This is a genomic window from Hasllibacter sp. MH4015 (genome assembly GCF_020177575.1).
In the GTDB taxonomy this organism is placed as follows: Bacteria; Pseudomonadota; Alphaproteobacteria; order Rhodobacterales; family Rhodobacteraceae; genus Gymnodinialimonas.
In genome coordinates this window covers 1,660,446-1,684,190 of sequence record NZ_JAHTBK010000001.1, presented here as the reverse complement: position 1 = coordinate 1,684,190, position 23,745 = coordinate 1,660,446, and the positions used below count along the sequence as shown (strand labels likewise).

Sequence of the window (23,745 nt, the reverse complement as noted above, 5' to 3'; positions counted from 1 at the left end):
GGCGGAGGATCGTCCGGCCCTAGTCCTTGATGCTGAGGATTTCGGTCAGCGGTTTCTTGATTTTGGCGACGGCGGGCACGGTCGCATCGGGCGCGGCGTGCCCCACGGCGAGGATCATCGTCGGTTTCTCGGAGGCCGGGCGATCGAGGGCGCCGTTGAGGAATTTCATCGGGTTCGGCGTGTGGGTAAGAACCGACAGCCCGGCGCGGTGCAGCGCCCAGATCAGGAAGCCCGTCGCGATGCCGACGCTTTCGGGCACGTGGTAATTCTTGAACCGCGTGCCGTCGTCGAAGGCGCCCCAACGCTGCGCGAAGATCACGATCAGCCATGGCGCGGTGGTCAGGTGCGGTTTGGAGGCGTCGGTCCCGATGGGCTCCAACGCCTTGAGCCATTCATCGCCCGCGCCGCCGTCATAAAAGCGCTGCTCCTCCAGTTCCGCTTCCTCGCGGATGCGGGCCTTGAGCGCCGGATCGGCGATGGCTACGAAATGCCATGGCTGGTGGTTTGCGCCCGAAGGGGCCGTTCCGGCGGCCATGACGCAGCTTTCGATCACGTCGCGGGGGACGGGCGTCTCCGCGTAATCGCGGACCGTGTGGCGGGTGCGGATATCGTCGTAGGCGGCCTGTGCGGCGGCGCGCATGGCGGTGTCATCCACCGCGATCCGGTCGGGCAGGGGCAGCGCCTCGTATGTCAGGTGGGATCGCGCGAACATCGGCGTACTCAAGGGTTGGGGCGGGCCAAGGACAGGCCCGCCCCTAAGGTCTATCAGTTACCGTGGATCATGTCGGCAGCGATTTCCGCCCCGGCATTTTCGGTGAACCACTGGGCCGCACCGGGGTGCCACATCATCACACCGTTATTCGCATCCCAGTTCTCGGGCAGCGTTGCGGTGGCCGCGCGGTGGATGTTCACCATCCGCTCGTTGTCGGCCATGATCGTGTCCACGACCGCGTAGACGAAGCTGTCGGGCAACTCGCAATTGGCGATGGCGAAGTTCCACATCGACACGGCGGGTGAGGCGGCATCGAGGGCCTGGTACGTCTCCGCCGTGATCTCGAACGGCGATACCGGGAAGCTTTCGAGGATCGTGGCAAGCTCGTCCTCGCTCATCTCGATGATGGAGATCTCGGTCTGCGCCTCAAGCTGGCTGATCGCGGGCGTCGGAACGCCACCTGCAACGCCCCATACATCCAGAAGACCGTCCTGCAGCTGGCTGCCCATGTCGTTGAAGCTGCCGTTGCGACGCTCCACCTCTGCGCCGAGGGCTTCCATCATGCGCGGGAAGTAGGTGTCGGCGGTGGAGCCTGCAGGGCCGAAGCCCATCAGCGCGCCGGCCGGGATTTCGGACACGGAGTTGATGCCCGAAGAGGCAAGCGCCGCGATGTAGAACGGCGTCTCGTACATCGGGAACATCGCGCAGGCATTGGTCATTTGCAGACCGGGTGCGATCGGGTTGTTGCCCGCAAGCGAATCCGCCGCCGGGCCCATCGTGGTCATGCCGAACTGTGCCTCGCCCGTATGGACCAGCGCCATGTTCTGCATCGGGCCGCCAGTCACTTCGGCGCCGCCGGAGATGCCCAGCTCTTCCGCCACCAGGTTGGCCCAGCCGGAGCCATAGGCGAAGTAGGTGCCGCCCTGGCTTGCGGTGCCGAGCGTGAAGCTTTCGGGCCAGCCGGTGCGGTCCTGGTGGCCGTCGGCGAACGCGGACGTGGCCACAATGGCAGTGGTGAGCGTCAGCGCGCCCAATTTCGTGAAAGTCATGGAATTCTCCCTAGGATTTCCGCGCCCGGGCTCCCATCCCGCGCGCTTGGCTTGGTTGGTGACGCCTGACTTAGGGGACGGCAATGAAACATCCCGGTTGTTTGCGCTAACACGCGTATTGAATCGGGAAAGTGGGTGGGTTTCGACCCATCACCGGGAGTCCGATGTGTCGATTTTTACCCATCGGGCGATTTCGTCAGTCGCTGCGGAAAGCCTGCCGGTCCAATCCGTGCTTCTGCATCTTCTCGTAAAGGGCTTTGCGGCTGATCCCCAAGGCCTCATACGTGGCCTTGATGACACCGGAATTGGCGGCGAGGGCGGCGGCGATCAGGCCCCGCTCGTGCTCGGCCATTCTATCGGACAATCGGCCGGTGGGCTGGGGCAGGTCGGATCGGTCGAGGCCCAGGATCGCCCGCTCCGCCTCATTCCGCAGCTCGCGCACATTGCCGGGCCAGTCACGGGCGGCGAGGCGGGCAAGATCATCGGTCGTCACGCGCGGTACGGGCCGGCCATGCTGTGCCGACGCCTTGGCCAGGAGGATCTGGTAGAGGCCGGGAATATCCTCCCGCCGGGCCGAAAGCGGGGGCAAGCGCAGGGTGAAGACGTTCAGACGATAGAGCAGATCGTCGCGAAAGGACCCTTCGGCGACCGCCTCGGCCAGGGCGCGCTTGGACGCCGCGACGACCCTCAGGTCCAGAGCCACCGGCTCATTGGAGCCAAGGGGCGTGATGGCGCGGTCCTGGAGCGCGGTCAGCAATTTGCCCTGCACCGGCAGCGGCAGACTGTCGATCTGGTCGAGAAAGAGCGTGCCGCCGCGGGCGTGTTCGAATTTGCCGTACCGCTCCCGCGTGGCGCCGGGGAATGCGCCCGGCGCGTGGCCGAAAAGCTCCGACTCGATCATCGCGTCGGGCAATGCGGCGCAATTGATCGCCACGAAGGGCCGCGCCGCCCGCGCGGAGGCGGCGTGGAGCGCGCGGGCCGCGACCTCCTTGCCGGTGCCGGTGGCCCCTTCGATCAGGACATCGGCGTGCGTGGCGGCCACGGCGCGCAGATCGGCGCGCAGACGCGCCATGACCGCACTGCGCCCGATCAGGCGGTTGGCGATGGGATCATCCCCCCCTTCCGAGGCCCCGGCGGTCAGGGCGCGCAATTCCATCGTCAGGTGGCGCTTTTCCAGTGCGCGCCGCACGGTTTCGACCAATCGCGCGGGATTGTAGGGTTTTTCGACAAAATCATAGGCGCCGCGCTGCATGGAGCTGACGGCGAGATCCACGTCGCCGTGTCCCGTCACGAGGATCACCGGCATGTCGGGGTCGCGCGACAGGACCGCCTCCATCAACTCCGTGCCGTCCATGCCGGGCATCCGGATGTCGGTCACAATCACGCCGGGGAAGGCGGGGGTGACATGGGCCAGGGCCTCCTGCGCCGTGGCGCAGGGCAGCAGGGGAAGCTCAGCCAGGGAAAACGTCTGTTCCGCCGCGCGGCGCAGATCCTCTTCATCATCGACGAAGATCACGGGCGCGGTGTCGGGAGGCGGGGCAGGGCTCATTCGGCGGCCATCTCGGGCGCGTCGGGGGCGGCCGCCTCCAGCGTCACGCGGAAGATCGCGCCGCCATCCGGTGCATTCTCCGCCAGCAGCCGCCCGCCGAAATCGCGGATGATATTGTAGGAAATCGACAGACCCAGGCCCAGTCCGTGACCGGGATCCTTGGTGGTGAAGAACGGATCGAACGCCTGGGCCAGCGCGTCGTCGGACAGGCCGGGGCCGAAATCGCGCACGCGGATTTCCGGTGCGTCCCCCCCGGTCACGGTAAGGTGGATCGGACGCATGTCCTGATCCGCCATCGCGTCGAGTGCATTGCCCAGCAGGTTCACGACGACCTGTTGCAACCGCACCGGCCCGCCGCGCGCCCAGATATCGACCTCGGGCGGCGTGAAGACCACATCCGCCCCCTCCGCACGCAGGCGCGCATCCATCAGTTCCAACGCGTCACGGACAATCGGCCCGAGGGAGACCGGACCGGTTTTGTCCTGCGGGCGGCGGGCGAAATTGCGCAGATGCTTGGAGATCGTGGCCATCCGGTCGGCCAGCGCGGAGATGCGCGAGATGTTGTCGCGCGCATCCGCGACCCGCGCGCGATCGAGGAAGGTGCCCGCATTTTCCGCGTAGGATTTCACGGCGGCGAGGGGCTGGTTGAATTCGTGGCTGAGCGCGGCGGACATCGACCCAAGTGCTGCCAGCTTGCCCGCCTGCACAAGCTCCGCCTGGGTACGGCGCAGACGATCCTCGGTCGCGCGCCGCTCCTCCACCTCGTCTTTGAGCTCTGCCGTGCGTTCCGCCACGCGAGCCTCCAACAGGGCCGCAAGGGATTGCTCGGCGGCCAGCCGTTCGATCAGGCGCGCGCGGCGGCCAAGGATGGTGGCGATCACAAGCCCCAGCATCACCACGACAAGCGCCATGAGAAACATCGTGCTCCACGCCTGCTGGATTGCGGGACCGGTCGGCGTCAGGATCGAAACGCGCCACCCCGGCGCGGCGATCAGAGCGGTTTGTTGCACGAACGCCTCCTCCCCGACGGTGGTCAGGTCGAGGCCATCGCTCAATCGCTCGGAGGCGACGGTCAACGGGGTCAGGCGGGCCGCGGGGTATTGGCGTGTCGCCTCGATCCGGTCGAGCGCGGCGGGGGGCAATGGGCCGAGCGTGGCGAAATGCCAATCTGGTCGGTCGGACAGGAAGATCACGTTGTTGGTGTCGGTCACGATGATCGACGCATCGCTTTCCTGCCACGCATCCTCGAATTCATCGAGGCTCAGTTTCACAGCCACGACCCCGACGATCAGCGTGTTGTCGAGGATGGGCGCCGCGAAGAAATAGCCACGCTGCCCCGACGTGGTGCCAAGGGCATGGAACCGGCCCAGGCCGGCATTCATCGCATCGGTGAAATAGGGGCGATAGGCGAAATTCTGTCCGATGAAGGAGCGGTCAGCCCGGTAATTGGACGCGGCGATCGTGTGGCCCTCGACATCCATGACGTAGATATCGGACACGTCCAGCGACAGGGCCATATTGCGCAGCATCTCGTTCGTGAAGGGGGCGAGCCCCTCATTCCCCGGCTCGGCCAGCAATTGTCGCAAAATGGGGCGTTCCGCGATCAGGGCCGGCAGCGCTTCCGTCCGCTCCAACGCCCCGCGCAAAACCTCGGTTGCCAGTTGCAGGGTGGCGGTGTCCTCCGTCCCGGCCTGGCGCAGGTAGATCCGTTCGATGCGCGGCGAAAGCGCCAGCAAGATGCCAAGGCCCAGGACCACGGTAAGCGCAACGGCCCAGATCGCACGCCGGGGGCGGCTGGCGCGCGGGCGCGCGGGGGAAAGCGGGGCTGACTCGACCATAGGCCCGACTATGGCAGGGCCTTATTCCACTGGCCAGCACCGCGTCGGCGTCGCCCAATGCCCAAATTTCCCCGCCACCCGGGGCGCGTCTTTTGCTGGATCACGCGGGGGCGTCATGCATAAATGACCATCGGAGCCGACGCGCGACAGGACGCCTTCGGCACGATTTGGAGGAATGCTAATGAATTATACCTTTACCGCGCTTGCCACGACGGCGGCGCTGGCGCTGAGTGCCGCCGCGGCCTCGGCCCAGGCGGTGTCTTGCGGTGGCGTCGGCGCGACCGGCCAATGGATCGGCGGAAGCCCGGAGGCGTCGGATATCTCCACCTCTGAGGGTCCGTTGTTCATCGCCGGACTTCCGATCCCGGCCCAGGGCAACAATGTCGTTTATTTCAGCGTCAGCACGCCCGGCGAATTCCGCCTTGAGGCGCAGCCCAACCCGACCGGCGACAGCGTGATCGAGGTCTATGACGCCAATGGCACGCTGGTTGTGACCGATGACGACAGCGGTGGCGGCCTCGCCTCGCGCGCGGAGACGCAATTGCAGGCCGGAGAGTATTGCCTGGCCACCCGCGGATGGGCGGGCGGCAGCCTCAACGCCGATGTACAGGTCGGACGTCTGGAACACGAGGCGATCACCCAGGGCCTGAGCGGCGGGTTCTTCGGCGGTGGCGGCTCCCTCTTCGTGGGGATCGACCCCTGCACATCCGAAACCCCCGCAATCCCACTTGGCACCGGTCCCATTGACGGCCAGTTGGGCGACGGCGTTTCCGCGACGAATTCGACCAACGGCGCGCCCTATTATCGCTTTGTCCTCGACAGTGCGCAGCCGGTGTCGATCACCGCAGAAAACCCGTCCGCCGATCCATATATCTACGTGTTCGACGGCAACGGAACGCTGCTTGCGGAAAACGACGATTACCAATCGCTCAACAGCAGGATCGACTTCACGTCGCCGCTCCAGCCGGGCACCTATTGCATCGGCATGCGCGCGCTGTCCGATCCGAACCAGCCCGTGACCCTGTCGGTCGTGGAATACGACGCCGAGGCCGCGTTGCACCAGCTCTATGATATCGGTGACGCGGCCCCGCCGCTCGACGGGTCCTACCCGATTGTCGATATGGGTGAGCTGCCCAGCCGATCGGTCCGCGATCAGCAGATCTCCGGACGGAACGCGACGTGGTTCTCCTTCACCGTGCCCGAGGGCGGGGCCATCGTGATCGACGCCGTTGAGGTGACGGACAGTGATCCGCTGATCATCCTCTACAACGATATCGGTCAGGAGATCGCGTTCAATGACGACAGCGGCGGAACCCTGAACAGCCAAATCGTGGCACGGGTCAATCCCGGGCGCTACCTGCTGGCGGTGCGGCAGTATTCCGACAGCTACCAGGGGATCATCCGCATCGCGACGGAACGGTACGTTCCGGCCCCTTGATGCGCGGTTGAGATGCGGGCCGCCTGCCGTTGGGCGTGGGCGGCCCTTTTTTGTGGGCGGTCAGCTTGCGGCAAGGGCCGCGGCGATCGGGCCGAAATCGGCGGCCTTCAGGGATGCGCCGCCGACCAGGGCACCATCCACATGCTGCACACCGAAAATCTCTGCCGCGTTGCCCGGCTTGACCGACCCGCCGTAGAGGAGCGGAATGTGATCGGCCTGTGCCGCCCCCAGTCTCTCGGACAGTTCCTCTCGGATATGGGCGTGCACATCGGCGATCTGGTCCAGCGTCGGGGTGCGGCCTGTGCCGATGGCCCAGACCGGCTCATAGGCCACCACGATCTGGGCGGGTGCGGCACCTTCGGGGATGGAACCGGCAAGCTGCGTGGAGATCACGTTGAGCGTTACCGCTGCATCGCGCTCCGCCTCCGTCTCTCCGACGCAGACGATGGCGATCAGGCCCGCATCCAGGACCGCTTGGGTCTGTGCCGCGACGTCGCCATCGGTTTCCCCGTGATCGGTGCGCCGTTCCGAATGGCCGGTGATGATGTGGGTGGCACCGGCCTCCGCCAGCATCGCCGCAGACAGGTCTCCGGTATGGGCGCCCGATGTAGCCGGGTGGCAGGTTTGCGCCCCGACCATCAGGGCGGAGCCCGTAGCACGCGCCGCCATCGGCGCGATCAGCGTGGCGGGCGGGCACAGCAGCACCTCGCACCCGCCGTCCAGATCGCCGATCAGGGCGTCGACCTCCGCCAGAGCCGCGAGGCTTCCGTTCATCTTCCAATTGCCTGCCGCCAATTTGCGTGCCATGGCCGCCTCCATCCGATGTGTGCCCCTGCGATGGCAGGCGCATAGCCCATGGTCAACCCGAGAGGTGTTTCACCAATGATCCCGCACATTGACGCCGACGCCCTTGCGGCCCGCGATCCGGAGGCCCTGGACGCCGCACGACGCGGGGCGGAGGAGATCGGGTTCCTGACGCTCCACAACACCGCGTTGAGCGCCGAAGGCGTCGCACAGGTGATCGCCGCCTATCGCGCGTTCTTCAAGGGGCCGCGCGCGGTGAAGGAGGCGGTGAACATGAACGTCACCGGATCGAACCGTGGCTGGGGCGGCGCGGGGTCAGAGCAGGTCGATCCCGACGCCAATCCCGACTACAAGGAAGTGTTCGATTGCGGCGTGGAATTGCCGCCCGGCGATCCGTTCGCGCGCCTTCCGGTCTATGCGCCCAACCAATGGCCCGACGCGCCGGAGGGGTTTCAGCGGATGGTGGAGGGCTATTTCAGCCAAGCCCGCGCCGTGGCGCTGGACCTTCTGCGCGGAATTTCGGCGGCGATCGGCCGGGATCAGGATTTCTTCGCCGACAAGTTCGCGCGTCCGATGGCCCTTCTGCGCGGCAATTACTACCCCGAGCGACCCGACTGGGCAGGAGAGAAGGATTTCGGGATCGCCGCCCATACCGATTACGGATGCCTGACATTGCTGGCGACGGACGGCCAGCCGGGGCTGGAGGTGCAGTTGCGTGATGGCACATGGGTTCCGGTGGAGGCGCAGCCCGGCGCCTTCATCATCAATTTCGGCGAGATGCTGGAGATGTGGACCGCGGGACAGGTGCGTGCCACGCCGCATCGCGTGATCGGCGGTCCGCTGGAGCGGATTTCAATCCCGCTTTTCTTCAACCCGGTCTACGACACCGATGTCTCCGCCCCGGGGCAGGCGCCCATCACGGCGGGCGCGCATCTGTCGAAGCGGTACACGGAAACCTACACGCACCTGCAGGGCGCTGAAACGGCCTGAGTCTAGGCCGCGGCCTCCATCACCGCGCCGTCGGGGAAGACCGGGCGTTCGGAGCGCTCGGCAATGTCGCGCGCGGCCTGAACGATCCGCTCGCGCGCCGTGCACGACACGCCCCATTGGGTGGACGGATCAAGGCACGGCACCCCGAACCACACGTCGATCCCCAGGGCATCCTGCCCGGCGACGACCATCTCGGCCTCGTCGATGTCGCCCATCTCCGACCCGTGGTCGCCGGCTTTCATATCCTCCAGGATCTCGTGGAACGCCTTTCGCAGGGCATCCAGATCGGCGTCGGGCGAGAGTTTGAATTTGAGGATGCGTAAGATCGCCGGATCTTCCAGCGTCCAGTTCGTGAAGGTTTCGGAAACGAACTCCGACACCGGGACGACGACACGCGTATCGTCCCAATTGCGCAGCAAGACGTAGGTGAAGTTAATCTGTTCCACGTAACACAGCTTGTCGTGCCACATGATCCGGTCGCCGACCCGCGCGGATTGGTTGAGCGCGATTTGCAGGCTGGCGAGAATATTGCCCAAGACCTGCCGCGCGGCGAAGCCGATGACGAGCGTGACCGCCCCGGCGGAGGCGAGAAGCGACAAGCCGAGGCCCCGGAAAATCTCGGCCTGGGACATGACGATGCCTGCGCCCACGAGGAAGACCACAACGGTGAGCATATGCCGCAACGCCGCCACCCGGGTCGCGGCCCGGCGCTGCTCGGCCACCTCGCGATGGGTCAGGTCGGCGGCGTCGGGGCCCATCAGCCGCTCTAGTATCGCGCCCAGAACATTCATCACCAGCATCAGCGCCGCGGTGGTGTACCCGATGGCCACGAGGGGCGAGATGAAGGTCGACAGGACGGAGGAGAAGACAAGCACCTGCGTCGTGCCCCAGGACAGGATTGTCGTGACCGCCGCGATGATCGCGGGCGTCTGCGCCGCGGCAACGATACGCTCCCCCAATCGGCCAGCGCGTTTGCGGATGGGCCGGAAAATCCGTGCGGTCAAAAACCCGGTCGCCGCCGCCGTGAGCAATAGCAGCGGTAGACCGATCAGCTCCCACCACATCAGGCCACCGAATGCGTCTTGGGTGAGGGCGGGCGGCAACAGGGCCTCCCATTCCGAGGGGCCGTAGCGGTCGTAGAGGGCGTCGATGTCGGCCACCGTTTCACGGGAGAAGACCCAGACCAGATCGCCACCTTCGCCGCCGGAGCGGATGCGGTTCAGGCGCAAGGCGGCCGGCGCAGGGGTCAGGTCCAACTCTCGCAGCAAAAGAGACCGGCGCGGCTCCCCCACCATGGGGTCCTGATCCGGCCCGATAGCGTTGAGCCCATCGGCGCGGTTGCGCAACAATGACCAATCGAGGATCGCTTGTCGGTCGATCACAACGGAAAGGCGCCGCGCCAGGTCGGCCCCTTCGCGTCGCTGCACCTCCGGCGGGAGGTCGCCTAGATCGAGCACGTGGGCCGCACTTTCGTAATCGCCGGATTGCGTGGCGGCGATAAAGCTCGCCATGGCACTGCGCGGCGTGCGCAGATCAATCACCTCGGGCCTGGGGCCAAGGCCGGTGTTGACGGGTGGGCTGTCGAAGAAATGCGCCTCGGGTGATTGCGCATTCAGCGGTGTGGCGAATGGCGTAGCGAGGCACGCGATGCACAGGAAGAGTGCCCCGATGAGGCGATGCAGCGGGAAGACAGGTTTGGGTATGGCCATGAGAGCCAAACGAACAAGGGCCCGCAAGGTTCCATATCAGAGATGGGCAAGCGCCCGCCGGGCCCAAGCGACGGCGACATCGGGATCGTCGAGCGCCGCATCGGGCATGGTCCAGTAGGGCATGAATGTCGGCTTGTCGCGCCCTTCGCGTTGATACTGCCAGCGGGTGCAGCCCTCGTCTTCGAGAACCTGCTGAAAGTCCCCGGCGCCTTTGAGGTAAAGCTGCCCGTCGGACATCAGAAGCGCGAAAATCGTGCCCTCGTGATAGAGGCACAACCCGCCCATCATCTTGCGTGTGGTGATGTCGCCAAGACCCGAGAACAGCTCCACCGCGTGGGCAATCTCCTCCGCCGAAACGCTCACGTCTCGGCGCTCAACTCGTCGATATCCTTGAACTTGATCGACTCACCGCAGCCACAGGCATCGGCCACGTTGGGGTTGCGGAACTGGAAGGACGCCTCCAGCAGCGACACCTCGTAGTCGATCTCGGTCCCGAACAGGAACATCTGCGCCATGGGGGCGATCATCACCCGCGCGCCATCCTGTTCCACCACCTCATCGTTGGGGTCGATCTCGGACACGTAATCCATGGTGTATTCCATGCCCGCGCAGCCGCCCTTCTTCACCCCGATCCGCAGACCTTGCGTGCCGCCCTGCTCCATGAGCTTGGCGATCTGCCGCGCGGCCTTGTCGGTCATGGTGACGGCTTGTTTTCCGGGGATACCGAACATCGGGGCGGTCCTTTGGATGACGCGTATGGGGGATATGTAAGCGCCTGTGTACTTCGGCTCAAGCCCCGCAAGGCCGGTGTCACTGCATCATCGGCATCACAAGGGCGAGGGGGATGGCCACGCCGAAGCCCCATAGAAGGCTGACAATCGTTCCAAGGATCAGACGTTTGCGGCCCAGATCCTCGCGACCCGGCGCACGAACGGCAAGGTAGAGGCCCTTGGCGGCCACAACCGCCGCGGAGAGGATCGGAAAGCCGCCGATCAGCACTACGCACAAAGCCGCGCGTTCGGCCCATCCGACGACCACGCCGTCGCTTTTGCCAAGCCCCTGGCGCGCGACGATGGTGGCGACCGCATATTGCCCGCCGCGCGCGGCGAAAAGCACGCCCGCAGCGATCATGTAGTAAAGCGGCAGGTTCTCGACGTCCGCCAGCGGGCTCATCGCCCAGATCATCGGGAAGAACAGGGCCACCCCGGCGATGGAGGCGATGTGCAGAAGCTGGTCCGCGACATAGGCCCCCAAACCTTCGGGCATCGCGTAGGTCTTGACGATGTCGATCCACAGATGGGCCAGGGCGAGCGCGATGAAACCGGGATGGAAGGACAGCGTCGTCAGGCACATGGTGCCAAGGACCAACCCGATATGGGCTGCCATCGCGATGGCACGTTTCTTGTTCACGACCATCCACGTGGTCTGGAGCACGTAATCGGCGATCACATGGGCCAGGAACAGGGCCGAAAACGTGTAGGCTGCCATCCGGGTGATCAATCCTCGTGATCGGGTGCGCGCGCCCGTTGCGCGGCACCGGCAGCCGGCGAGAATGCTGGCCCCTGCGTCTTTACCCCAGGCGGATCATGGCAGGGGCGGGGGCCGGGAACAAGCGCCCCGAAGGTTAAGGAATGCCTGTCTTTACAGGAGGGAAAAACCGGGTCGCGTTTGGGCGCGGACGCGGCTTTACATGAAGCCAAGCTCCAGGCGCGCCTCGTCGGACATCATGTCCATGCCCCAGGGCGGCTCCCAAGTAATTTCCACGTTCACCGTCTTCACGCCGTCGAGTGGCTCCACCGCGTCGGCGACCCATCCCGGCATCTCGCCCGCAACGGGGCAACCGGGTGCGGTCAGGGTCATGATGATCTCGACATCACTCTCCGGGCCGATCTCGATCGTGTAGATCAGGCCGAGGTCATAGATATTCACCGGGATTTCAGGATCGTAGACGGAGCGGCACGCCTCCACGACAGAATCGTAGAGCGCGTGGTCGGTGGTGGAGGGCCGGATCAGCGGCGCGCCTTCCATCTTGGGTGTCTGCTCGGTCATGTGGCCATCCGCTTGTGTACCTGAGCGAAGATATAAGGATTGGGGCATTGGGCGTAAAGGCATAGGCGATGCGGCGTATTCCCTTTTCTGTGGGGCGCCATGCAGGCAAGGGTGGCGTGGTGCACCGCGGAGGGATGTCGATGGATTGGACTGCAATGGCCGCGCCGTGGCTGCGGATCGAGGCGGATACGGATGCGGCCCACGCCCCGGTGCGCCATGAATTGATGGCGCGCGCGAATTTGAAAAAGGGGCAGCGGGTTCTCGATATCGGACCGGGCGCCGGTATCACGCTTCTGGATGCGGCACGGGCGGTGGGGCCTGACGGTCAGGTGACGGGGATCGAAGTCGCGCCACCCTTCGCGGACAGGGCGCGCGAGCGCACGCCTAGAAACGTGGACGTGATTGTCGCCGATGCGCAGGACCACGCATTCGAGCCTGCAACCTTTGACGCGGCGATATCTTTGTTCGGCGTGATGTTCTTCCGCGACAGCGTTGCGGCCTTCGCCAATATCCGCCGCGCGATGAAGCCCGGTGCACCCTTGCATTTCGCCTGCTGGGGACCGCCTGAGAGAAACCCGTATTTCACCATGCCCGGACGTGTTGCGGCAGGCGTATTCGGGCCGGGCGCGGCATTCGATCCGACGGGGCCCGGTCCGATGCGGTTCGGCGATGTCGAAAAGTTGCACGCCATTTTGTCCGATGCGGGATGGTCGGCAGAGATTGAGACCCTGGATATGGTTCTTGCGCCGCCGGGATCGCCGGAACATGTTGCGTCGATCCAGATGACGATCGGTGCGGCGTCCATGCGGATCGGTCAGGCGAAGGACGCGGGGACCCTGACCGACAGCCAACGCGACGCCGTGAAAGCCGGGATGGTAGAGGGGTTTGCGGAGATGGTTGAGGATGGTGCCGTCCGCGTGCCCGGGAATTTCCACTTCGTGCGCGCCGTGGCCTAGGGCCGTGTTTGTCCGGTCGGGGCGAGAAAGCCCGCCAACGCGGTGATTGCGTGGCGGATCGGTGGATCGTGGCGGCCTTCGTGGTGACAGACGAGCCAACGCTCTGAGCCCAGCGCATCGATCGGCGCGTCCAGGCGGATCAGGCCATCTGTCAGGTCGCCCACGAAGGTCGGCAAGACCATGCGCCCGATCCCGGCTTGCGCCATGGCAAGGCCAAGGGGCGCCTCGTTCGCGCGGGTCACAACGGCGTCGCCATGATGCGCATCGGTCCACTGCGCCGACGGGGTGACGGCCCTGTCACCGGCGGCCCCGATCCAGCCCATGACGTCCGCATCGCGGCCGTAGACCGCAAATTCGACGCTGCCCGTCCGCCGTCCCGCCAGCCAGGGTTGGTTTGGTCGCCGGTTTCGCACGCCGATGTCGATCTCTCGCCGCGCGATGTCCATGTCCCGCTCGCTTTGCAGGAATTCGGGCACCCAATCGTATTCGGGTCGCCAGAACTCCTCCAGGTGCCGCGCCAGCATCAGGGAGGTCCAGGTTCCGGCGGAGATGCGGACGCGGCGTTTGCCCCGGGGGCGGTCGCGCCATGCCGTGATGTCGGCGGCGGCGGCCTCCATCCGTTCGGTGCGGCGCAGAAGCTCCCTACCTTCCGAGGTCAGTGCGTAGCCGAGGCGTCCGTGCTGGAAGAGCGGGCGGCCAAGCGCCGCCTCAAGCCCCGTCATGCGCCGGCTGAGCGTGGCGACACTGACGCCCGCCTCAGCGGCGGCGGCGGTGAGACTGCCTTGGCGGGCAACGATGGAGAACAGGGCGAAATCATCCCACATCGGCGCGCATCCTTTTCATTATTGCAAACGAGGCTTCACCCCTGGCGGTCGCGACCTTGGCCGAAACGCGGCTAGGTCAGTCCATCTTCACGAAAGGAATATGGCCATGCACGAGATCATTCGCAAGATCGACATCGCGGCGCAACCGCAAACGGGCGTCATGAAGGAGCGGGAACTGTTTGCGCAGATGAAAGCGGAGGAGCGTGCCGCCTTGAAGCGCGCGCGCCGCGCTAGACGGTTGGAATGGCTGGGGTGGCGGCGGGCGCCGACGCGGACTGCACCTACCCGTCGGGACAGATGAACAGGATCGCCCATCCATCGCGCGGATAACGCGGCGGGCAATTCTGGATCGATGTCACGGTGACGGCGAACCAGTCGGGGATCACGGTCTGCCCCACGGAGATCAGGCCGCGTCGGTTCTCGTAGGCCCATCCCGGATACCGGCCGCTGCGCGCCCCGTCGGCGTAAGCGCGCACGGCCTCCGCCGCGGTTCCGAATGTCTCTTCCGTCCATTGCGACCCGAACCGGCGCGGGTCCCATGCGTTCACCAGCGCGTTGAACAGGGCAAACCGCCTTTCCACGATTTCGGGGCGCTCGAAATAGGCGATGGAATGCATCGCCAGCAAAACGACCTCTCCCTCTCGCTCCACTGCCGTGATGTAGGAAATCAGGCTGGTATCGGTCTGGGTGTAGACATGCACGATTGCGCCGTCGAAGGGGCCGGACAGACCAGCAAGAATGCTGTTGCGCAATTCGGCGTCCCGGTGGGCCAGATCACCCGCGACATTGCCCCGAAACGCGTCATCCACGGGAAAACTGCGCAGGCGTTAGGGTTCGTTCAGGGCGTCATGGATTGCCGTCACCTCCGCCACGGTCAGGGCATGGACGGGGCCGCCGATGGAGAGCAGGGCAAACAGCAACAGGCGGATGGCAAGCATTGGGCGGCTCCGGAGCGCGGGGATGGTGAGGCGGAGTGTGGAGGCGAGGCTGGCGGGAATGCAAGCGGCGTTTCCCCCGCGCAGGCCCTTGGCAAATCGGCCCTTGCGGTTCATTCAGGCGCCATGACCGAACGCTTCTCCTTCACGCGCCACGCGACATCCGGCAAGGCCCGCACAGGCGTGATCCACACCCCGCGCGGCGAGATACGAACACCCGCCTTCATGCCCGTGGGCACGGCCGCGACCGTCAAGGCGATGATGCCCGAAAGCGTGGCCGCGACGGGGGCGGATATTCTTCTGGGCAACACCTACCACCTGATGCTGCGCCCGACGGCAGAGCGGATTGCCAAGCTCGGTGGGTTGCACCGCTTCATGAACTGGGCGGGGCCGATCCTGACCGACAGCGGCGGGTTTCAGGTGATGAGCCTCGCCGATCTGCGCAAGTTGACGGAGGATGGCGTCACGTTTCGCAGCCATATCGACGGGTCCAGACACCTGCTGTCGCCCGAGCGGTCGATGGAAATCCAGAAGCTACTCGGCTCGGACATCGTGATGTGTTTCGATGAATGTCCCGCGCTGCCTGCCGATCGCCGCGCCTTGGAGGAGTCCATGCGCCTGTCGATGCGGTGGGCCGCGCGTTCGAAGGAAGCGTTCGGGGACCGCCCGGGCCACGCGCTGTTCGGCATCCAGCAAGGCGGGCTGGAGGAGGATCTGCGCGCGGAATCGGCGGATGCGCTACGCGAGATCGGGTTCGATGGCTACGCCGTCGGTGGCCTTGCCGTGGGCGAGGGGCAGGAGGCGATGTTCGCCTGCCTCGACTTCGCGCCGGATCAACTGCCCGCGGACAAGCCGCGTTACCTGATGGGTGTGGGCAAGCCCGATGACATAGTGGGTGCGGTGAAGCGGGGCATCGACATGATGGATTGCGTCCTGCCGTCCCGGTCGGGGCGGACGGGGCAGGCGTGGACGCGGCGGGGGCAGGTCAACATCAAGAACGCGCGCCATGCCGACGATCCGCGCCCGCTGGACGAGGATTGTAATTGCCCGGCCTGCACCAAATACTCCCGCGCCTACCTGCACCACGTCTTCCGCGCGCAAGAGATGATCTCCGGCATGCTGCTGACCTGGCACAACTTGCACTATTATCAGGAGCTGATGGCCGGGATGCGGGTGGCGATTGCGGAGGATCGGTTTGCTGGGTTCGAGGCTGCGTTTCACGCGCTGCGGGCAGGCGGTGATATCGAGCCGCTCTGACGCACGCACGGGGAAGGCGGGCGCGCCCTTCCCCGAGAAGGACGGGAAATCCGCCATGGGCTGCACGTCGTGTCTTCACTAATTTGTGATGCAGTTGGATTTGTCGCTTTATCGAAAGGTTTTATCCCATGACACGCGCCGTCTTTGCCTTCGCTGCAACCCTCATCCTGAGCGCGCCCGTCGCCGCGCAACAGCTCGACGGTTGCAGCGTCACGCCCGATGAATATGAGACGATTGTGGCCCCGCTTCTTGATGGCGACTGGACCGGCACGAACGGTGCGGGCTACATTTCCGGGCCGCAGATGAACATGCCCCTACCGCCGTCCGGGGCTGAGGCCGTGACCATCACCTACAACGACGACGGCACGATCTTCGCGGCCGGTGGCGATTGGCAGGCCATCGAAACGCGCGTCGTCAATGAGGCCATGGCAGGGGACTTTGGTATCACGCTGGCGGACGACCCGAACCTGCAAACCCGCATGGATTTCGACAATCTGGGCGTTGCGGTAAATTGTTCCACCGACCTTCTGCCGCTTGTGTCTTTCCGGGGCGACGCGGTGATGGAAGGGGAGCAGATCCAGTTCGAGGCCTTGCTCTACATGGTGAACGAAGACCTGCTTTCGGGCATTTTTCACATGGAGTTCATGGGTCACGCGGCGCGCCGTTTCGTAACGCTCAGCCGTTAATTATCTGGACCAGTACGACACAGCGCGCCGAGGGGAGCCCCCGACGCGCATTGTTTTTTGGTGTCGCGACTACTTGCGTTTGCCGAAGAGGCTGAAACCGCCCTTGGCCTTCTTCTCTTCCGTGCCGGCCTGTCCATCGAAGTTGATCCCGTTCTGCTCGAAGAAGCCGCGGACGACCGGATTTAGAAGGCCGCGACCACTGGCGTTTTGGGGAAGGCCGAAGCCACTTCCGTAATTCAGTTCAACCACGACCGGGCCATCTTGTGTGATGGCGATGTCGGTGGATTGGAACTTGATCGGCTCGAAGATGCGGGCGGCGCGTTCGTTCATCTCGCGCAGCTTGTCCCAATGGGGCAGCGTCATGCCCATCAGGCCCGCGTTGACGTCATGGTCCGGCAGGAAGTCGATATCGTGGCCATTGCGGCGAACGATGGTCTTGATCTGGCCGCTTGCGACGTCGACTTCGCACGCGATATTGCCGCTGCGCCAAAGCGTGTCGGCCACGTTGTCGCCCTGCGGCATGGAGATGATGGCGATCGGACAATACACGTCCTGCTGACGCACGAGGTTCAGCATACGCACGGTGGCCAGCCCGGACGCGAACGGGTCAAGGTCGCTGTGATTGTCGAGGCGGCGCTGCAAAAGGTAGGCGTCGCCCGCGAGGTGTTCGCGGAAGAAGGCCTCATAGGTCATCGGGTCAAGCCCGTCACAAATGATATGCGTCGCGTCGGCGTCGCGGACCCGAAACGCGCCGAAGCTGACCATGCCATCGCGCATCTTGCCGAAGAGTTTGCTTGTACCAAGCGCCTTGATCACATCGCGCAATTGCTCGGGCGAGCCGACTTTCTCAATGCCGGGGTAAATCCGTTGCGAATGGTCGATCACGGCGACTGTCTCAGGCACGGCGACGCCACCCGTGGACAGAACGGATGCCGCCATCATCTTGTCCTCGGCGCTGGCCTGCCACGAGCGTTTGTTGACCTTGTGCGCGATGGGCCAGTGGACGTCGTTGGAGATAAACTCCGCGCGCTTGGCATCATCGAAGCGCGTGTCGTCGTAGAGGCCCCAGCGCAGATATTCTTCCATGTTGATCTTGCGTACCGACCGGTTCAGCGCCTGGAATTCCCGTCCGATCTGCAAGGCGGAGCGTCCGGATTTCTTGGCTGCATAGGCCACCATTTCGCTGACGCTGAGCTTCTCGCCGCCGGAATACTTGTTGTAGTCGCGCTGTGCGGCGCTGATGGGGGCCTGCATATTCATGGTCTTGCCTCTTGATGACTGCTTGATTGGGCCGGTTTTGGAAACAATGCCGGGGAAAAGTGACCAAAGTTGGGCGAGGCGGGCAAATCGTGCACCCGCGCGCCGTGCGTCACCCGACTGGTGTGACCCCCAAGCGTTAAACCTTCCTTTACGGGCGCGCGTCGGCGTCGGTTTTTCGGTGTTCTCCACAGTATTTTGGGGCGTCATGTCGGCGGGACGCAAAGGATGGGTTGTGGCGACGCCTCTTGAGGTGCAGGATTTGCGGCGATGGACGCGCTTGAAACCACCGCACGCGCGCCCCACGTTAAGACATCCTGAAGAGGAGAGGGCCTAGGCTGCCGCAAAGCGGGGCCAGACCTTCGGCCAAAGCAAAGGAAGGCATGAAGCTTATGCCAGAGCAAACAACGTACCCCGTCCTGCCGCTGCGCGATATCGTCGTGTTTCCGCACATGATCGTGCCGCTGTTCGTCGGGCGGGAAAAATCCGTCCGCGCCCTCGAAGAGGTGATGGAGGATGACAAACAAATCCTTCTGTCGTCCCAGCGCGACCCGGCCGAGGATGATCCCGGCCCCGAAGGCATCTATGACATGGGCGTGCTGGCCAATGTGCTCCAGCTGCTGAAACTGCCCGACGGCACCGTCAAGGTGCTGGTCGAAGGCCGTCGCCGTGTCCGGATCGAGGAATATACCGCCACCGACCTGTTTTTCGAGGCTCGCGCGACGGAGCTGGCCGAGACGGCGGGCGATCTCGACGCGATCGCGGCGCTGACCCGGTCTGTCGGCGAAGAGTTCGAGAAATACGCCAAGGTCAAGAAAAACGTCCCCGAGGAAGCGTTAGGGCTGGTTTCGGAAGCCTCTGATCCCGCGAAGCTTGCGGATCTGGTCTCCGGCCACCTGGGCATTGAGGTGGCGCAGAAGCAGGAGCTTCTGGAAACGCTTGAAGTCGCAGGCCGGCTTGAGAAGGTCTATGGCCTGATGCAGGGCGAGATGTCGGTTCTGCAGGTCGAGAAGAAGATCAAGACCCGCGTGAAATCCCAGATGGAGCGGACGCAGCGCGAATATTACCTCAACGAACAGATGAAAGCGATCCAGCGCGAGCTGGGAGATGGCGAAGAGGGCGCGGGCGAGGTCGCGGAACTCGAAGAAAAGATCGCCGAGACAAAGCTGTCGAAAGAGGCGCGGGAAAAAGCGGAAGCCGAGCTCAAAAAGCTCAAGAACATGTCGCCGATGAGCGCGGAAGCCACCGTCGTGCGCAACTACCTCGACTGGATGCTGTCGATCCCGTGGGGCACCAAATCCCGCGTGAAGAAGGATCTGGGCCGCGCGCAGAAGATCCTCGATGACGACCACTATTCGCTTGAGAAGGTGAAGGAGCGGATCGTCGAGTATCTAGCCGTGCAGCAACGCTCGAAAAAGCTGAAAGGCCCGATCATGTGCCTTGTCGGCCCTCCCGGTGTGGGCAAGACGTCGCTCGGTAAGTCGGTTGCCAAGGCGACGGGGCGCGAGTTCATCCGCATCTCGCTGGGTGGCGTGCGGGACGAATCCGAGATCCGCGGCCACCGTCGGACTTACATTGGCTCGATGCCCGGCAAGATCATCCAGGCGCTGAAGAAGGCGAAAACGACGAACCCGCTGATCCTGCTCGATGAAATCGACAAGATGGGGCAGGATTTCCGGGGCGACCCGGCGTCGGCCATGCTTGAAGTGCTGGACCCGGAACAGAACTCGACCTTTGTGGACCACTATCTTGAGGTCGAATACGACCTGTCGAACGTGATGTTCCTGACGACCGCGAACTCCTACAACATGCCGGGCCCACTTCTGGACCGGATGGAGATCATCCCGCTGGCGGGCTACACCGAGGACGAGAAGGCGGAGATTGCCCATCGCCACCTGATCCCCAAGCAGGTGAAGAACCACGGGCTGAAGGCCAAGGAATTCACGCTGGAGCCCGAGGCGCTGCAGGAAATGATCCGCGTCTATACCCGCGAGGCGGGGGTGCGGAACCTGGAGCGGGAGATCGGCAAACTCTGCCGCAAGGCGGTGACGAAGATCGTCCGCAAAGAGGTTGAAGAAGTTGTCGTAACCCTCGACAATCTCGATGATTTCCTGGGCGTGAAGAAGTACCGCTACGGTCTGGCGGAGGATGCGGACCAGGTCGGTGTCGTCACCGGGTTGGCCTACACCTCCGTGGGCGGCGACCTGCTGCATATCGAGGCGCTGCAATTGCCGGGCAAGGGTCGGATGAAGACCACCGGCAAACTGGGCGATGTGATGAAGGAGTCGATTGACGCGGCCTCTTCCTACGTCCGGTCGATTGCGCCGCAGATCGGGGTGAAACCACCGAAATTCGACCGCATGGACATCCACGTCCACGTGCCCGACGGCGCGACGCCCAAGGACGGGCCAAGCGCGGGTCTTGCGATGGTGACGTCCATCGTGTCGGTCCTGTCGGGCATTCCGGTGAAACGCGACATCGCCATGACCGGTGAGGTGAGCCTGCGCGGCAACGCCATGCCCATCGGCGGGTTGAAAGAAAAGTTGCTCGCCGCGCTTCGCGGGGGGATCACAACGGTTCTGATCCCGCAGGAGAATGAGAAGGACCTGGCGGAGATTCCTGATAACGTGAAGGAGGGGCTGAATATCATCCCCGTCAATCACGTATCCGAGGTTCTGGAACATGCCCTGACCAGCACGCCCGAGCCGATCGAATGGGACGAGGCGGCGGAAGAAGCGGCCGCGGCCCAGGCGGCACTCGAACGCGGGGGCACCGGGGCCACGGCGCACTGATCCGTCGCGCCTTTCACCAGACAATGAAAAGCCCCGCCGGAAACCACTCCGGCGGGGCTTCTCAATTCATGGATGTCACGGGAATGTTCCGTGACGGCGCCTCAGCCGTGGTGCAGCATGATCAGCAGCAGCAGCGCGAAGACCGGGACGAAGATGCCTTGGTTCGAGGCGGCTGTGTCTTCGATCACGACAACTTCGGGCGTGTGCGGCTGCACGTAACCCGATGCATTCGCGGTGGGCGCCATGACGGCGAGGCTGAGCGCAGCAGCGCAGGCGAGCTTTTTCATGAGATTTCCCCTCAGATAGTTAGGCAGGCAGACGTGGCCGGATCGGAACGGCCAGCATTACGGCACGTAGAACACAACGTTTGTGCGCCCCGATCAACGCCCGGGGGCCGGAATCGATCCTTTCGGGCCGTTCAAACCGCCCAAAGTGGCCGCAGAGCCACGGTTCCGGCGGGCGGAATGGCGCTCAAATCGCGCGCAGATCGCGAAAAGCGTGGCCCGCACACCACGCAGCAAAACTGATTCGCAGCCCTCCGCCACCGATTCGTTGCCTGCCGCGGCAAGCGCACGCCATGGTTGAGCGCATCGTTTTTCCTTTTTGCGCCGTCCGTTTACATGTCTTCGTTCAACCGCCGTTCCCTGCTTCTTGGCTCCATCGCGGCCCTGGCCGCCCCCGCCTTGGTTCGCCCGGCGCAGGCGCAGGCCGCGGGGCAGAGCTTTGCCGGCCGCGGCCCGATCCTGCGCGGTGTGGACGCGACCGTCACGCACATCCCCACGGCGCAGCCGCTGGTGGCGATGACCTTCGACGATGGCCCCCATCCGCGCCTGACACCGCAGCTTCTGGATATGCTCCGCGTCCGCGGTATCCGGGCGACCTTTTACGTGATCGGGCGCAACGCCGCGCGCTATCCGCAGATCCTGCAACGGATGGTGGCGGAGGGGCACGAGATCGGCAATCACACGTGGTCGCATCCCAGCCTCTACGGGCATTCGGACGGCGCGCTGTTGAACCAGATCGACCGCACAAATCAGGCGGTCTTCGCGGCCGTGGGCCGCCCGCCGGTCACGATGCGCCCGCCTTACGGAAACCTCTATGACCGCCAGCGCCTGATGCTGCACCAATCGCGCTCCATGCCCACGATCCTGTGGTCGGTCGATCCGCTTGACTGGCAACGGCCCGGATCGACGGTGGTGTCGCAGCGCATCGTACGCGGCGGGCATTCCGGTGGTGTGATCCTTGCCCATGACATCCACACGGCGACGGTGCGCGCTATGCCGTCGGCGCTTGACGGCCTCACCGGGCGTGGATTTCGATTCGTCACGGTGTCCGAACTGATTGGCTGGCCGCGATGGGATCGCCGTCGTCTGCGGTTGGTTTCGCCACAGGCTTAACGCTTTTGTAGCGTCGGGGTGGCAGAAAAGCCCCTGATCCGTTAGGTTGTTCGTGAAACGGAAACAATCTGCGCTCCGATCCGCCGGGATCAAGGCAACGCAGGGACAAAGGGGCACGAGACGCATGGCGACGACCACGAAATCCACCAAAACGACGAAACGCAAATCGACATCGGCGGGGCCAAGACGCTCCGCGACCGGCACGACCCGCAGCCGGACGACCTCGACCAAGAGCACAGCGAAGGAGAAGGCCGCCGCCCCCCTTGGCGTCGTGAAGGAAACGCCCACCAAAATGGCCAAAGCGCCCGAACCCGCGGCCCCCGCCACCGCAGAGGCGGATGAGCGCCTGCGCCGTCCGGACCTCATCGAAGCGGTGTCCAATCGCGTGTCGGTCAAACGCTCCGACGTCAAGATGGTGATGGATGTTCTGCTGGACGAACTGGGCAAGGCGCTCGACAAAGCAGACGAAATCGTGGTGCCGCCCATGGGCAAATTGATGGTCAAGAAGCGCATGGAAAAGCCCAACGGCGCGGTGCTGACGATCAAGCTCAAGCGCGCGGATGAGGCGCCCGATGCGGGCGATGTCGCCCCCCTTGCAGATGCCGGCGATGGAAGCTAAAAGCCCGCCCAACGGGTGATTAGCTCAGTGGTAGAGCGCTTCGTTCACATCGAAGATGTCAGGAGTTCAAATCTCTTATCACCCACCATTTTTCTTGTGTTACGGTTGTGTTGAGCACGACGTTTTGCGGGTGGCCTGACCGACGCGCCTCGCTATGCGCGGCGCTGGGTCAGGAGTGCAAGTCTCTTATCACCCACGATTTTTCTTCTGTTACGGTTGTTTTGAGCACGACGTTTTGCGGATGGCCTGACCGACGCGTTGTATCCCGCGACGACATCACGTGCCCGAAATCCAGCCTTCCCGCATGACCTATCCGCCGCTTTTCATCCTTCGCCACGGCGAGACGGAGTGGAACCTGGCCGATCGGATGCAGGGGTGGAAGGATTCCCCCCTGACCGATCTGGGGCGGGCGCAGGCAGCGGCGCAGGGGCGGCTTCTGGCACGGCACGCGCCGGATCACTACGATATCAGGGTCAGCCCGTCCGGGCGGGCGCAGATGACCGCCGAGATTGCGTTGGGTCCCATGGTCGCCAATGCGGTAAGCGATGATCGGCTGAAAGAGATCAACGTGGGCCATTGGGTCGGGCGCAGCCTTGGGGAGATCCGGGCCGAGTTCCCCGATATCGACATGTCCCGCGACCGGCACCTTTGGAAATTCGACGCGCCAGGTGGAGAGACGTTGCAGGAGATGACGCAACGGTGCCGCGCGGTCCTCGACGATCTGACCGGGCCGACGGTCATCGTGACCCATGGCGTCACGTCCCGCCTGCTGCGCTGCCTTGCCCTTCATCTGCCGCCGACCGATCTGGGCGCGCTGCCGGGCGGGCAGGGGGTGGTGCATCATGTGGAGGCGGGGCGCGCGCGCGTCCTGGCCGAGTAATCGC

Annotated in this window: 24 protein-coding genes and 1 tRNA gene; 11 read left to right on the top strand and 14 right to left on the bottom strand. The window is 64.4% G+C overall.

Annotation, left to right across the window (positions count from 1 at the left end):
* Positions 1-19 precede the first annotated feature (19 nt).
* From KUW62_RS08770 to KUW62_RS08755, 4 genes are all read right to left on the bottom strand, one after another.
* Positions 20-712, bottom strand: a complete 693-nt coding sequence (locus tag KUW62_RS08770; RefSeq protein WP_224815107.1) for a nitroreductase family protein — start codon at positions 710-712, stop codon at positions 20-22.
* A gap of 53 nt (positions 713-765) precedes the next feature.
* Positions 766-1,761 (bottom strand): TAXI family TRAP transporter solute-binding subunit, encoded by a 996-nt coding sequence (locus KUW62_RS08765; protein WP_224815106.1) that lies wholly within the window; start codon positions 1,759-1,761, stop codon positions 766-768.
* A 196-nt stretch (positions 1,762-1,957) separates the two neighbouring features.
* The gene (locus tag KUW62_RS08760) at positions 1,958-3,310 is read right to left on the bottom strand and encodes a sigma-54 dependent transcriptional regulator (RefSeq protein ID WP_224815105.1); all 1,353 of its coding nucleotides are present in this window, start codon (positions 3,308-3,310) and stop codon (positions 1,958-1,960) included.
* Positions 3,307-5,148, bottom strand: a complete 1,842-nt coding sequence (locus KUW62_RS08755) for an ATP-binding protein (RefSeq protein ID WP_224815104.1) — start codon at positions 5,146-5,148, stop codon at positions 3,307-3,309. Before KUW62_RS08755 ends, KUW62_RS08760 begins: the two co-directional genes overlap by 4 nt.
* Positions 5,149-5,329: 181 nt before the next feature.
* Between KUW62_RS08755 and KUW62_RS08750 the strand changes: the two genes are divergently transcribed.
* Entirely contained in the window at positions 5,330-6,586 is a 1,257-nt protein-coding gene (locus tag KUW62_RS08750; RefSeq protein ID WP_224815103.1) for a pre-peptidase C-terminal domain-containing protein, read from the top strand.
* Positions 6,587-6,646: 60 nt separating this feature from the next.
* On the opposite strand, the gene tpiA is transcribed toward KUW62_RS08750, so the two are convergent.
* Positions 6,647-7,393 (bottom strand): triose-phosphate isomerase, encoded by a 747-nt coding sequence (tpiA, locus tag KUW62_RS08745; RefSeq protein ID WP_224815102.1) that lies wholly within the window; start codon positions 7,391-7,393, stop codon positions 6,647-6,649.
* 75 nt (positions 7,394-7,468) lie between these two features.
* On the opposite strand from tpiA, the gene KUW62_RS08740 reads away from it, so the two are divergent.
* Positions 7,469-8,380: an isopenicillin N synthase family oxygenase gene (locus tag KUW62_RS08740; protein WP_224815101.1), complete on the top strand. Its 912-nt coding sequence runs from the start codon at positions 7,469-7,471 to the stop codon at positions 8,378-8,380.
* 2 nt (positions 8,381-8,382) lie between these two features.
* Here the strand turns inward: KUW62_RS08740 and KUW62_RS08735 are convergent, their stop codons facing one another.
* The 5 genes from KUW62_RS08735 to KUW62_RS08715 all read right to left on the bottom strand — a co-directional run bounded on the left by KUW62_RS08735 (position 8,383) and on the right by KUW62_RS08715 (position 12,138).
* Positions 8,383-10,089, bottom strand: coding sequence for a mechanosensitive ion channel family protein (locus KUW62_RS08735; protein ID WP_224815100.1), 1,707 nt, complete (start codon positions 10,087-10,089; stop codon positions 8,383-8,385).
* A gap of 36 nt (positions 10,090-10,125) precedes the next feature.
* On the bottom strand, positions 10,126-10,452 hold the full coding sequence (locus KUW62_RS08730) for a TfoX/Sxy family protein (RefSeq protein ID WP_224815099.1): 327 nt from the start codon (positions 10,450-10,452) through the stop codon (positions 10,126-10,128).
* Positions 10,449-10,820 carry an iron-sulfur cluster assembly accessory protein gene (locus KUW62_RS08725; RefSeq protein ID WP_224815098.1) on the bottom strand — a complete coding sequence of 124 codons (372 nt, stop codon included), beginning with the start codon at positions 10,818-10,820 and terminating at the stop codon, positions 10,449-10,451. Before KUW62_RS08725 ends, KUW62_RS08730 begins: the two co-directional genes overlap by 4 nt.
* Before the next feature lie 79 nt (positions 10,821-10,899).
* Positions 10,900-11,577 carry a DUF3307 domain-containing protein gene (locus KUW62_RS08720; RefSeq protein ID WP_224815097.1) on the bottom strand — a complete coding sequence of 226 codons (678 nt, stop codon included), beginning with the start codon at positions 11,575-11,577 and terminating at the stop codon, positions 10,900-10,902.
* Positions 11,578-11,775: 198 nt separating this feature from the next.
* Positions 11,776-12,138 (bottom strand): SUF system Fe-S cluster assembly protein, encoded by a 363-nt coding sequence (locus tag KUW62_RS08715; protein ID WP_224815096.1) that lies wholly within the window; start codon positions 12,136-12,138, stop codon positions 11,776-11,778.
* A 140-nt stretch (positions 12,139-12,278) separates the two neighbouring features.
* Between KUW62_RS08715 and KUW62_RS08710 the strand changes: the two genes are divergently transcribed.
* On the top strand, positions 12,279-13,094 hold the full coding sequence (locus tag KUW62_RS08710; protein WP_224815095.1) for a class I SAM-dependent methyltransferase: 816 nt from the start codon (positions 12,279-12,281) through the stop codon (positions 13,092-13,094).
* Here KUW62_RS08710 and KUW62_RS08705 read toward each other — a convergent pair.
* The gene (locus tag KUW62_RS08705; protein ID WP_224815094.1) at positions 13,091-13,918 is read right to left on the bottom strand and encodes a LysR family transcriptional regulator; all 828 of its coding nucleotides are present in this window, start codon (positions 13,916-13,918) and stop codon (positions 13,091-13,093) included. The two genes, KUW62_RS08710 and KUW62_RS08705, sit on opposite strands and share 4 nt — an antisense overlap.
* Positions 13,919-14,024: 106 nt before the next feature.
* On the opposite strand from KUW62_RS08705, the gene KUW62_RS08700 reads away from it, so the two are divergent.
* Complete coding sequence (locus KUW62_RS08700) at positions 14,025-14,219, top strand: hypothetical protein (RefSeq protein ID WP_224815093.1); 195 nt, start codon at positions 14,025-14,027, stop codon at positions 14,217-14,219.
* Here KUW62_RS08700 and KUW62_RS08695 read toward each other — a convergent pair.
* Entirely contained in the window at positions 14,200-14,727 is a 528-nt protein-coding gene (locus KUW62_RS08695) for a hypothetical protein (RefSeq protein ID WP_224815092.1), read from the bottom strand. The two genes, KUW62_RS08700 and KUW62_RS08695, sit on opposite strands and share 20 nt — an antisense overlap.
* A 252-nt stretch (positions 14,728-14,979) precedes the next feature.
* On the opposite strand from KUW62_RS08695, the gene tgt reads away from it, so the two are divergent.
* Both tgt and KUW62_RS08685 read left to right on the top strand, forming a co-directional pair.
* Entirely contained in the window at positions 14,980-16,110 is a 1,131-nt protein-coding gene (gene tgt, locus KUW62_RS08690) for a tRNA guanosine(34) transglycosylase Tgt (RefSeq protein WP_224815091.1), read from the top strand.
* A 128-nt stretch (positions 16,111-16,238) separates the two neighbouring features.
* Positions 16,239-16,796, top strand: a complete 558-nt coding sequence (locus tag KUW62_RS08685) for a hypothetical protein (protein WP_224815090.1) — start codon at positions 16,239-16,241, stop codon at positions 16,794-16,796.
* Between the two features lie 69 nt (positions 16,797-16,865).
* Here KUW62_RS08685 and KUW62_RS08680 read toward each other — a convergent pair whose 3' ends face one another.
* On the bottom strand, positions 16,866-18,056 hold the full coding sequence (locus KUW62_RS08680) for a sugar-transfer associated ATP-grasp domain-containing protein (protein WP_224815089.1): 1,191 nt from the start codon (positions 18,054-18,056) through the stop codon (positions 16,866-16,868).
* Between the two features lie 389 nt (positions 18,057-18,445).
* On the opposite strand from KUW62_RS08680, the gene lon reads away from it, so the two are divergent.
* A complete protein-coding gene (gene lon, locus KUW62_RS08675) occupies positions 18,446-20,845 on the top strand; it encodes an endopeptidase La (protein ID WP_224815088.1) in 2,400 nt (799 codons plus the stop codon).
* Between the two features lie 101 nt (positions 20,846-20,946).
* On the opposite strand, the gene KUW62_RS08670 is transcribed toward lon, so the two are convergent.
* Positions 20,947-21,132, bottom strand: a complete 186-nt coding sequence (locus tag KUW62_RS08670; protein WP_224815087.1) for a hypothetical protein — start codon at positions 21,130-21,132, stop codon at positions 20,947-20,949.
* Between the two features lie 333 nt (positions 21,133-21,465).
* Between KUW62_RS08670 and KUW62_RS08665 the strand changes: the two genes are divergently transcribed.
* From KUW62_RS08665 to KUW62_RS08650, 4 genes are all read left to right on the top strand, one after another.
* Entirely contained in the window at positions 21,466-22,242 is a 777-nt protein-coding gene (locus tag KUW62_RS08665; RefSeq protein ID WP_224815086.1) for a polysaccharide deacetylase family protein, read from the top strand.
* Positions 22,243-22,366: 124 nt separating this feature from the next.
* The gene (locus KUW62_RS08660) at positions 22,367-22,861 is read left to right on the top strand and encodes an HU family DNA-binding protein (RefSeq protein ID WP_224815085.1); all 495 of its coding nucleotides are present in this window, start codon (positions 22,367-22,369) and stop codon (positions 22,859-22,861) included.
* A gap of 13 nt (positions 22,862-22,874) precedes the next feature.
* A tRNA-Val gene (locus KUW62_RS08655) sits at positions 22,875-22,949 on the top strand.
* Between the two features lie 192 nt (positions 22,950-23,141).
* Complete coding sequence (locus KUW62_RS08650) at positions 23,142-23,741, top strand: histidine phosphatase family protein (RefSeq protein ID WP_224815084.1); 600 nt, start codon at positions 23,142-23,144, stop codon at positions 23,739-23,741.
* Positions 23,742-23,745 lie beyond the last annotated feature (4 nt).

What these genes read in the sequence shown, in the direction of transcription:
- KUW62_RS08735 (WP_224815100.1), bottom strand. Translation starts at nt 10,089, where the DNA reads ATGGCCATACCCAAACCTGTCTTCCCGCTGCATCGCCTCATCGGGGCA.
- KUW62_RS08680 (WP_224815089.1), bottom strand. Translation starts at nt 18,056, where the DNA reads ATGAATATGCAGGCCCCCATCAGCGCCGCACAGCGCGACTACAACAAG.
- KUW62_RS08770 (WP_224815107.1), bottom strand. Translation starts at nt 712, where the DNA reads ATGTTCGCGCGATCCCACCTGACATACGAGGCGCTGCCCCTGCCCGAC.
- KUW62_RS08705 (WP_224815094.1), bottom strand. Translation starts at nt 13,918, where the DNA reads ATGTGGGATGATTTCGCCCTGTTCTCCATCGTTGCCCGCCAAGGCAGT.
- KUW62_RS08760 (WP_224815105.1), bottom strand. Translation starts at nt 3,310, where the DNA reads ATGAGCCCTGCCCCGCCTCCCGACACCGCGCCCGTGATCTTCGTCGAT.
- KUW62_RS08700 (WP_224815093.1), top strand. Translation starts at nt 14,025, where the DNA reads ATGCACGAGATCATTCGCAAGATCGACATCGCGGCGCAACCGCAAACG.
- KUW62_RS08720 (WP_224815097.1), bottom strand. Translation starts at nt 11,577, where the DNA reads ATGGCAGCCTACACGTTTTCGGCCCTGTTCCTGGCCCATGTGATCGCC.
- KUW62_RS08715 (WP_224815096.1), bottom strand. Translation starts at nt 12,138, where the DNA reads ATGACCGAGCAGACACCCAAGATGGAAGGCGCGCCGCTGATCCGGCCC.
- KUW62_RS08765 (WP_224815106.1), bottom strand. Translation starts at nt 1,761, where the DNA reads ATGACTTTCACGAAATTGGGCGCGCTGACGCTCACCACTGCCATTGTG.
- KUW62_RS08685 (WP_224815090.1), top strand. Translation starts at nt 16,239, where the DNA reads ATGACACGCGCCGTCTTTGCCTTCGCTGCAACCCTCATCCTGAGCGCG.
- lon (WP_224815088.1), top strand. Translation starts at nt 18,446, where the DNA reads ATGCCAGAGCAAACAACGTACCCCGTCCTGCCGCTGCGCGATATCGTC.
- KUW62_RS08670 (WP_224815087.1), bottom strand. Translation starts at nt 21,132, where the DNA reads ATGAAAAAGCTCGCCTGCGCTGCTGCGCTCAGCCTCGCCGTCATGGCG.
- KUW62_RS08755 (WP_224815104.1), bottom strand. Translation starts at nt 5,148, where the DNA reads ATGGTCGAGTCAGCCCCGCTTTCCCCCGCGCGCCCGCGCGCCAGCCGC.
- KUW62_RS08660 (WP_224815085.1), top strand. Translation starts at nt 22,367, where the DNA reads ATGGCGACGACCACGAAATCCACCAAAACGACGAAACGCAAATCGACA.
- tgt (WP_224815091.1), top strand. Translation starts at nt 14,980, where the DNA reads ATGACCGAACGCTTCTCCTTCACGCGCCACGCGACATCCGGCAAGGCC.
- KUW62_RS08665 (WP_224815086.1), top strand. Translation starts at nt 21,466, where the DNA reads ATGTCTTCGTTCAACCGCCGTTCCCTGCTTCTTGGCTCCATCGCGGCC.
- KUW62_RS08740 (WP_224815101.1), top strand. Translation starts at nt 7,469, where the DNA reads ATGATCCCGCACATTGACGCCGACGCCCTTGCGGCCCGCGATCCGGAG.
- KUW62_RS08710 (WP_224815095.1), top strand. Translation starts at nt 12,279, where the DNA reads ATGGATTGGACTGCAATGGCCGCGCCGTGGCTGCGGATCGAGGCGGAT.
- KUW62_RS08750 (WP_224815103.1), top strand. Translation starts at nt 5,330, where the DNA reads ATGAATTATACCTTTACCGCGCTTGCCACGACGGCGGCGCTGGCGCTG.
- tpiA (WP_224815102.1), bottom strand. Translation starts at nt 7,393, where the DNA reads ATGGCACGCAAATTGGCGGCAGGCAATTGGAAGATGAACGGAAGCCTC.
- KUW62_RS08725 (WP_224815098.1), bottom strand. Translation starts at nt 10,820, where the DNA reads ATGTTCGGTATCCCCGGAAAACAAGCCGTCACCATGACCGACAAGGCC.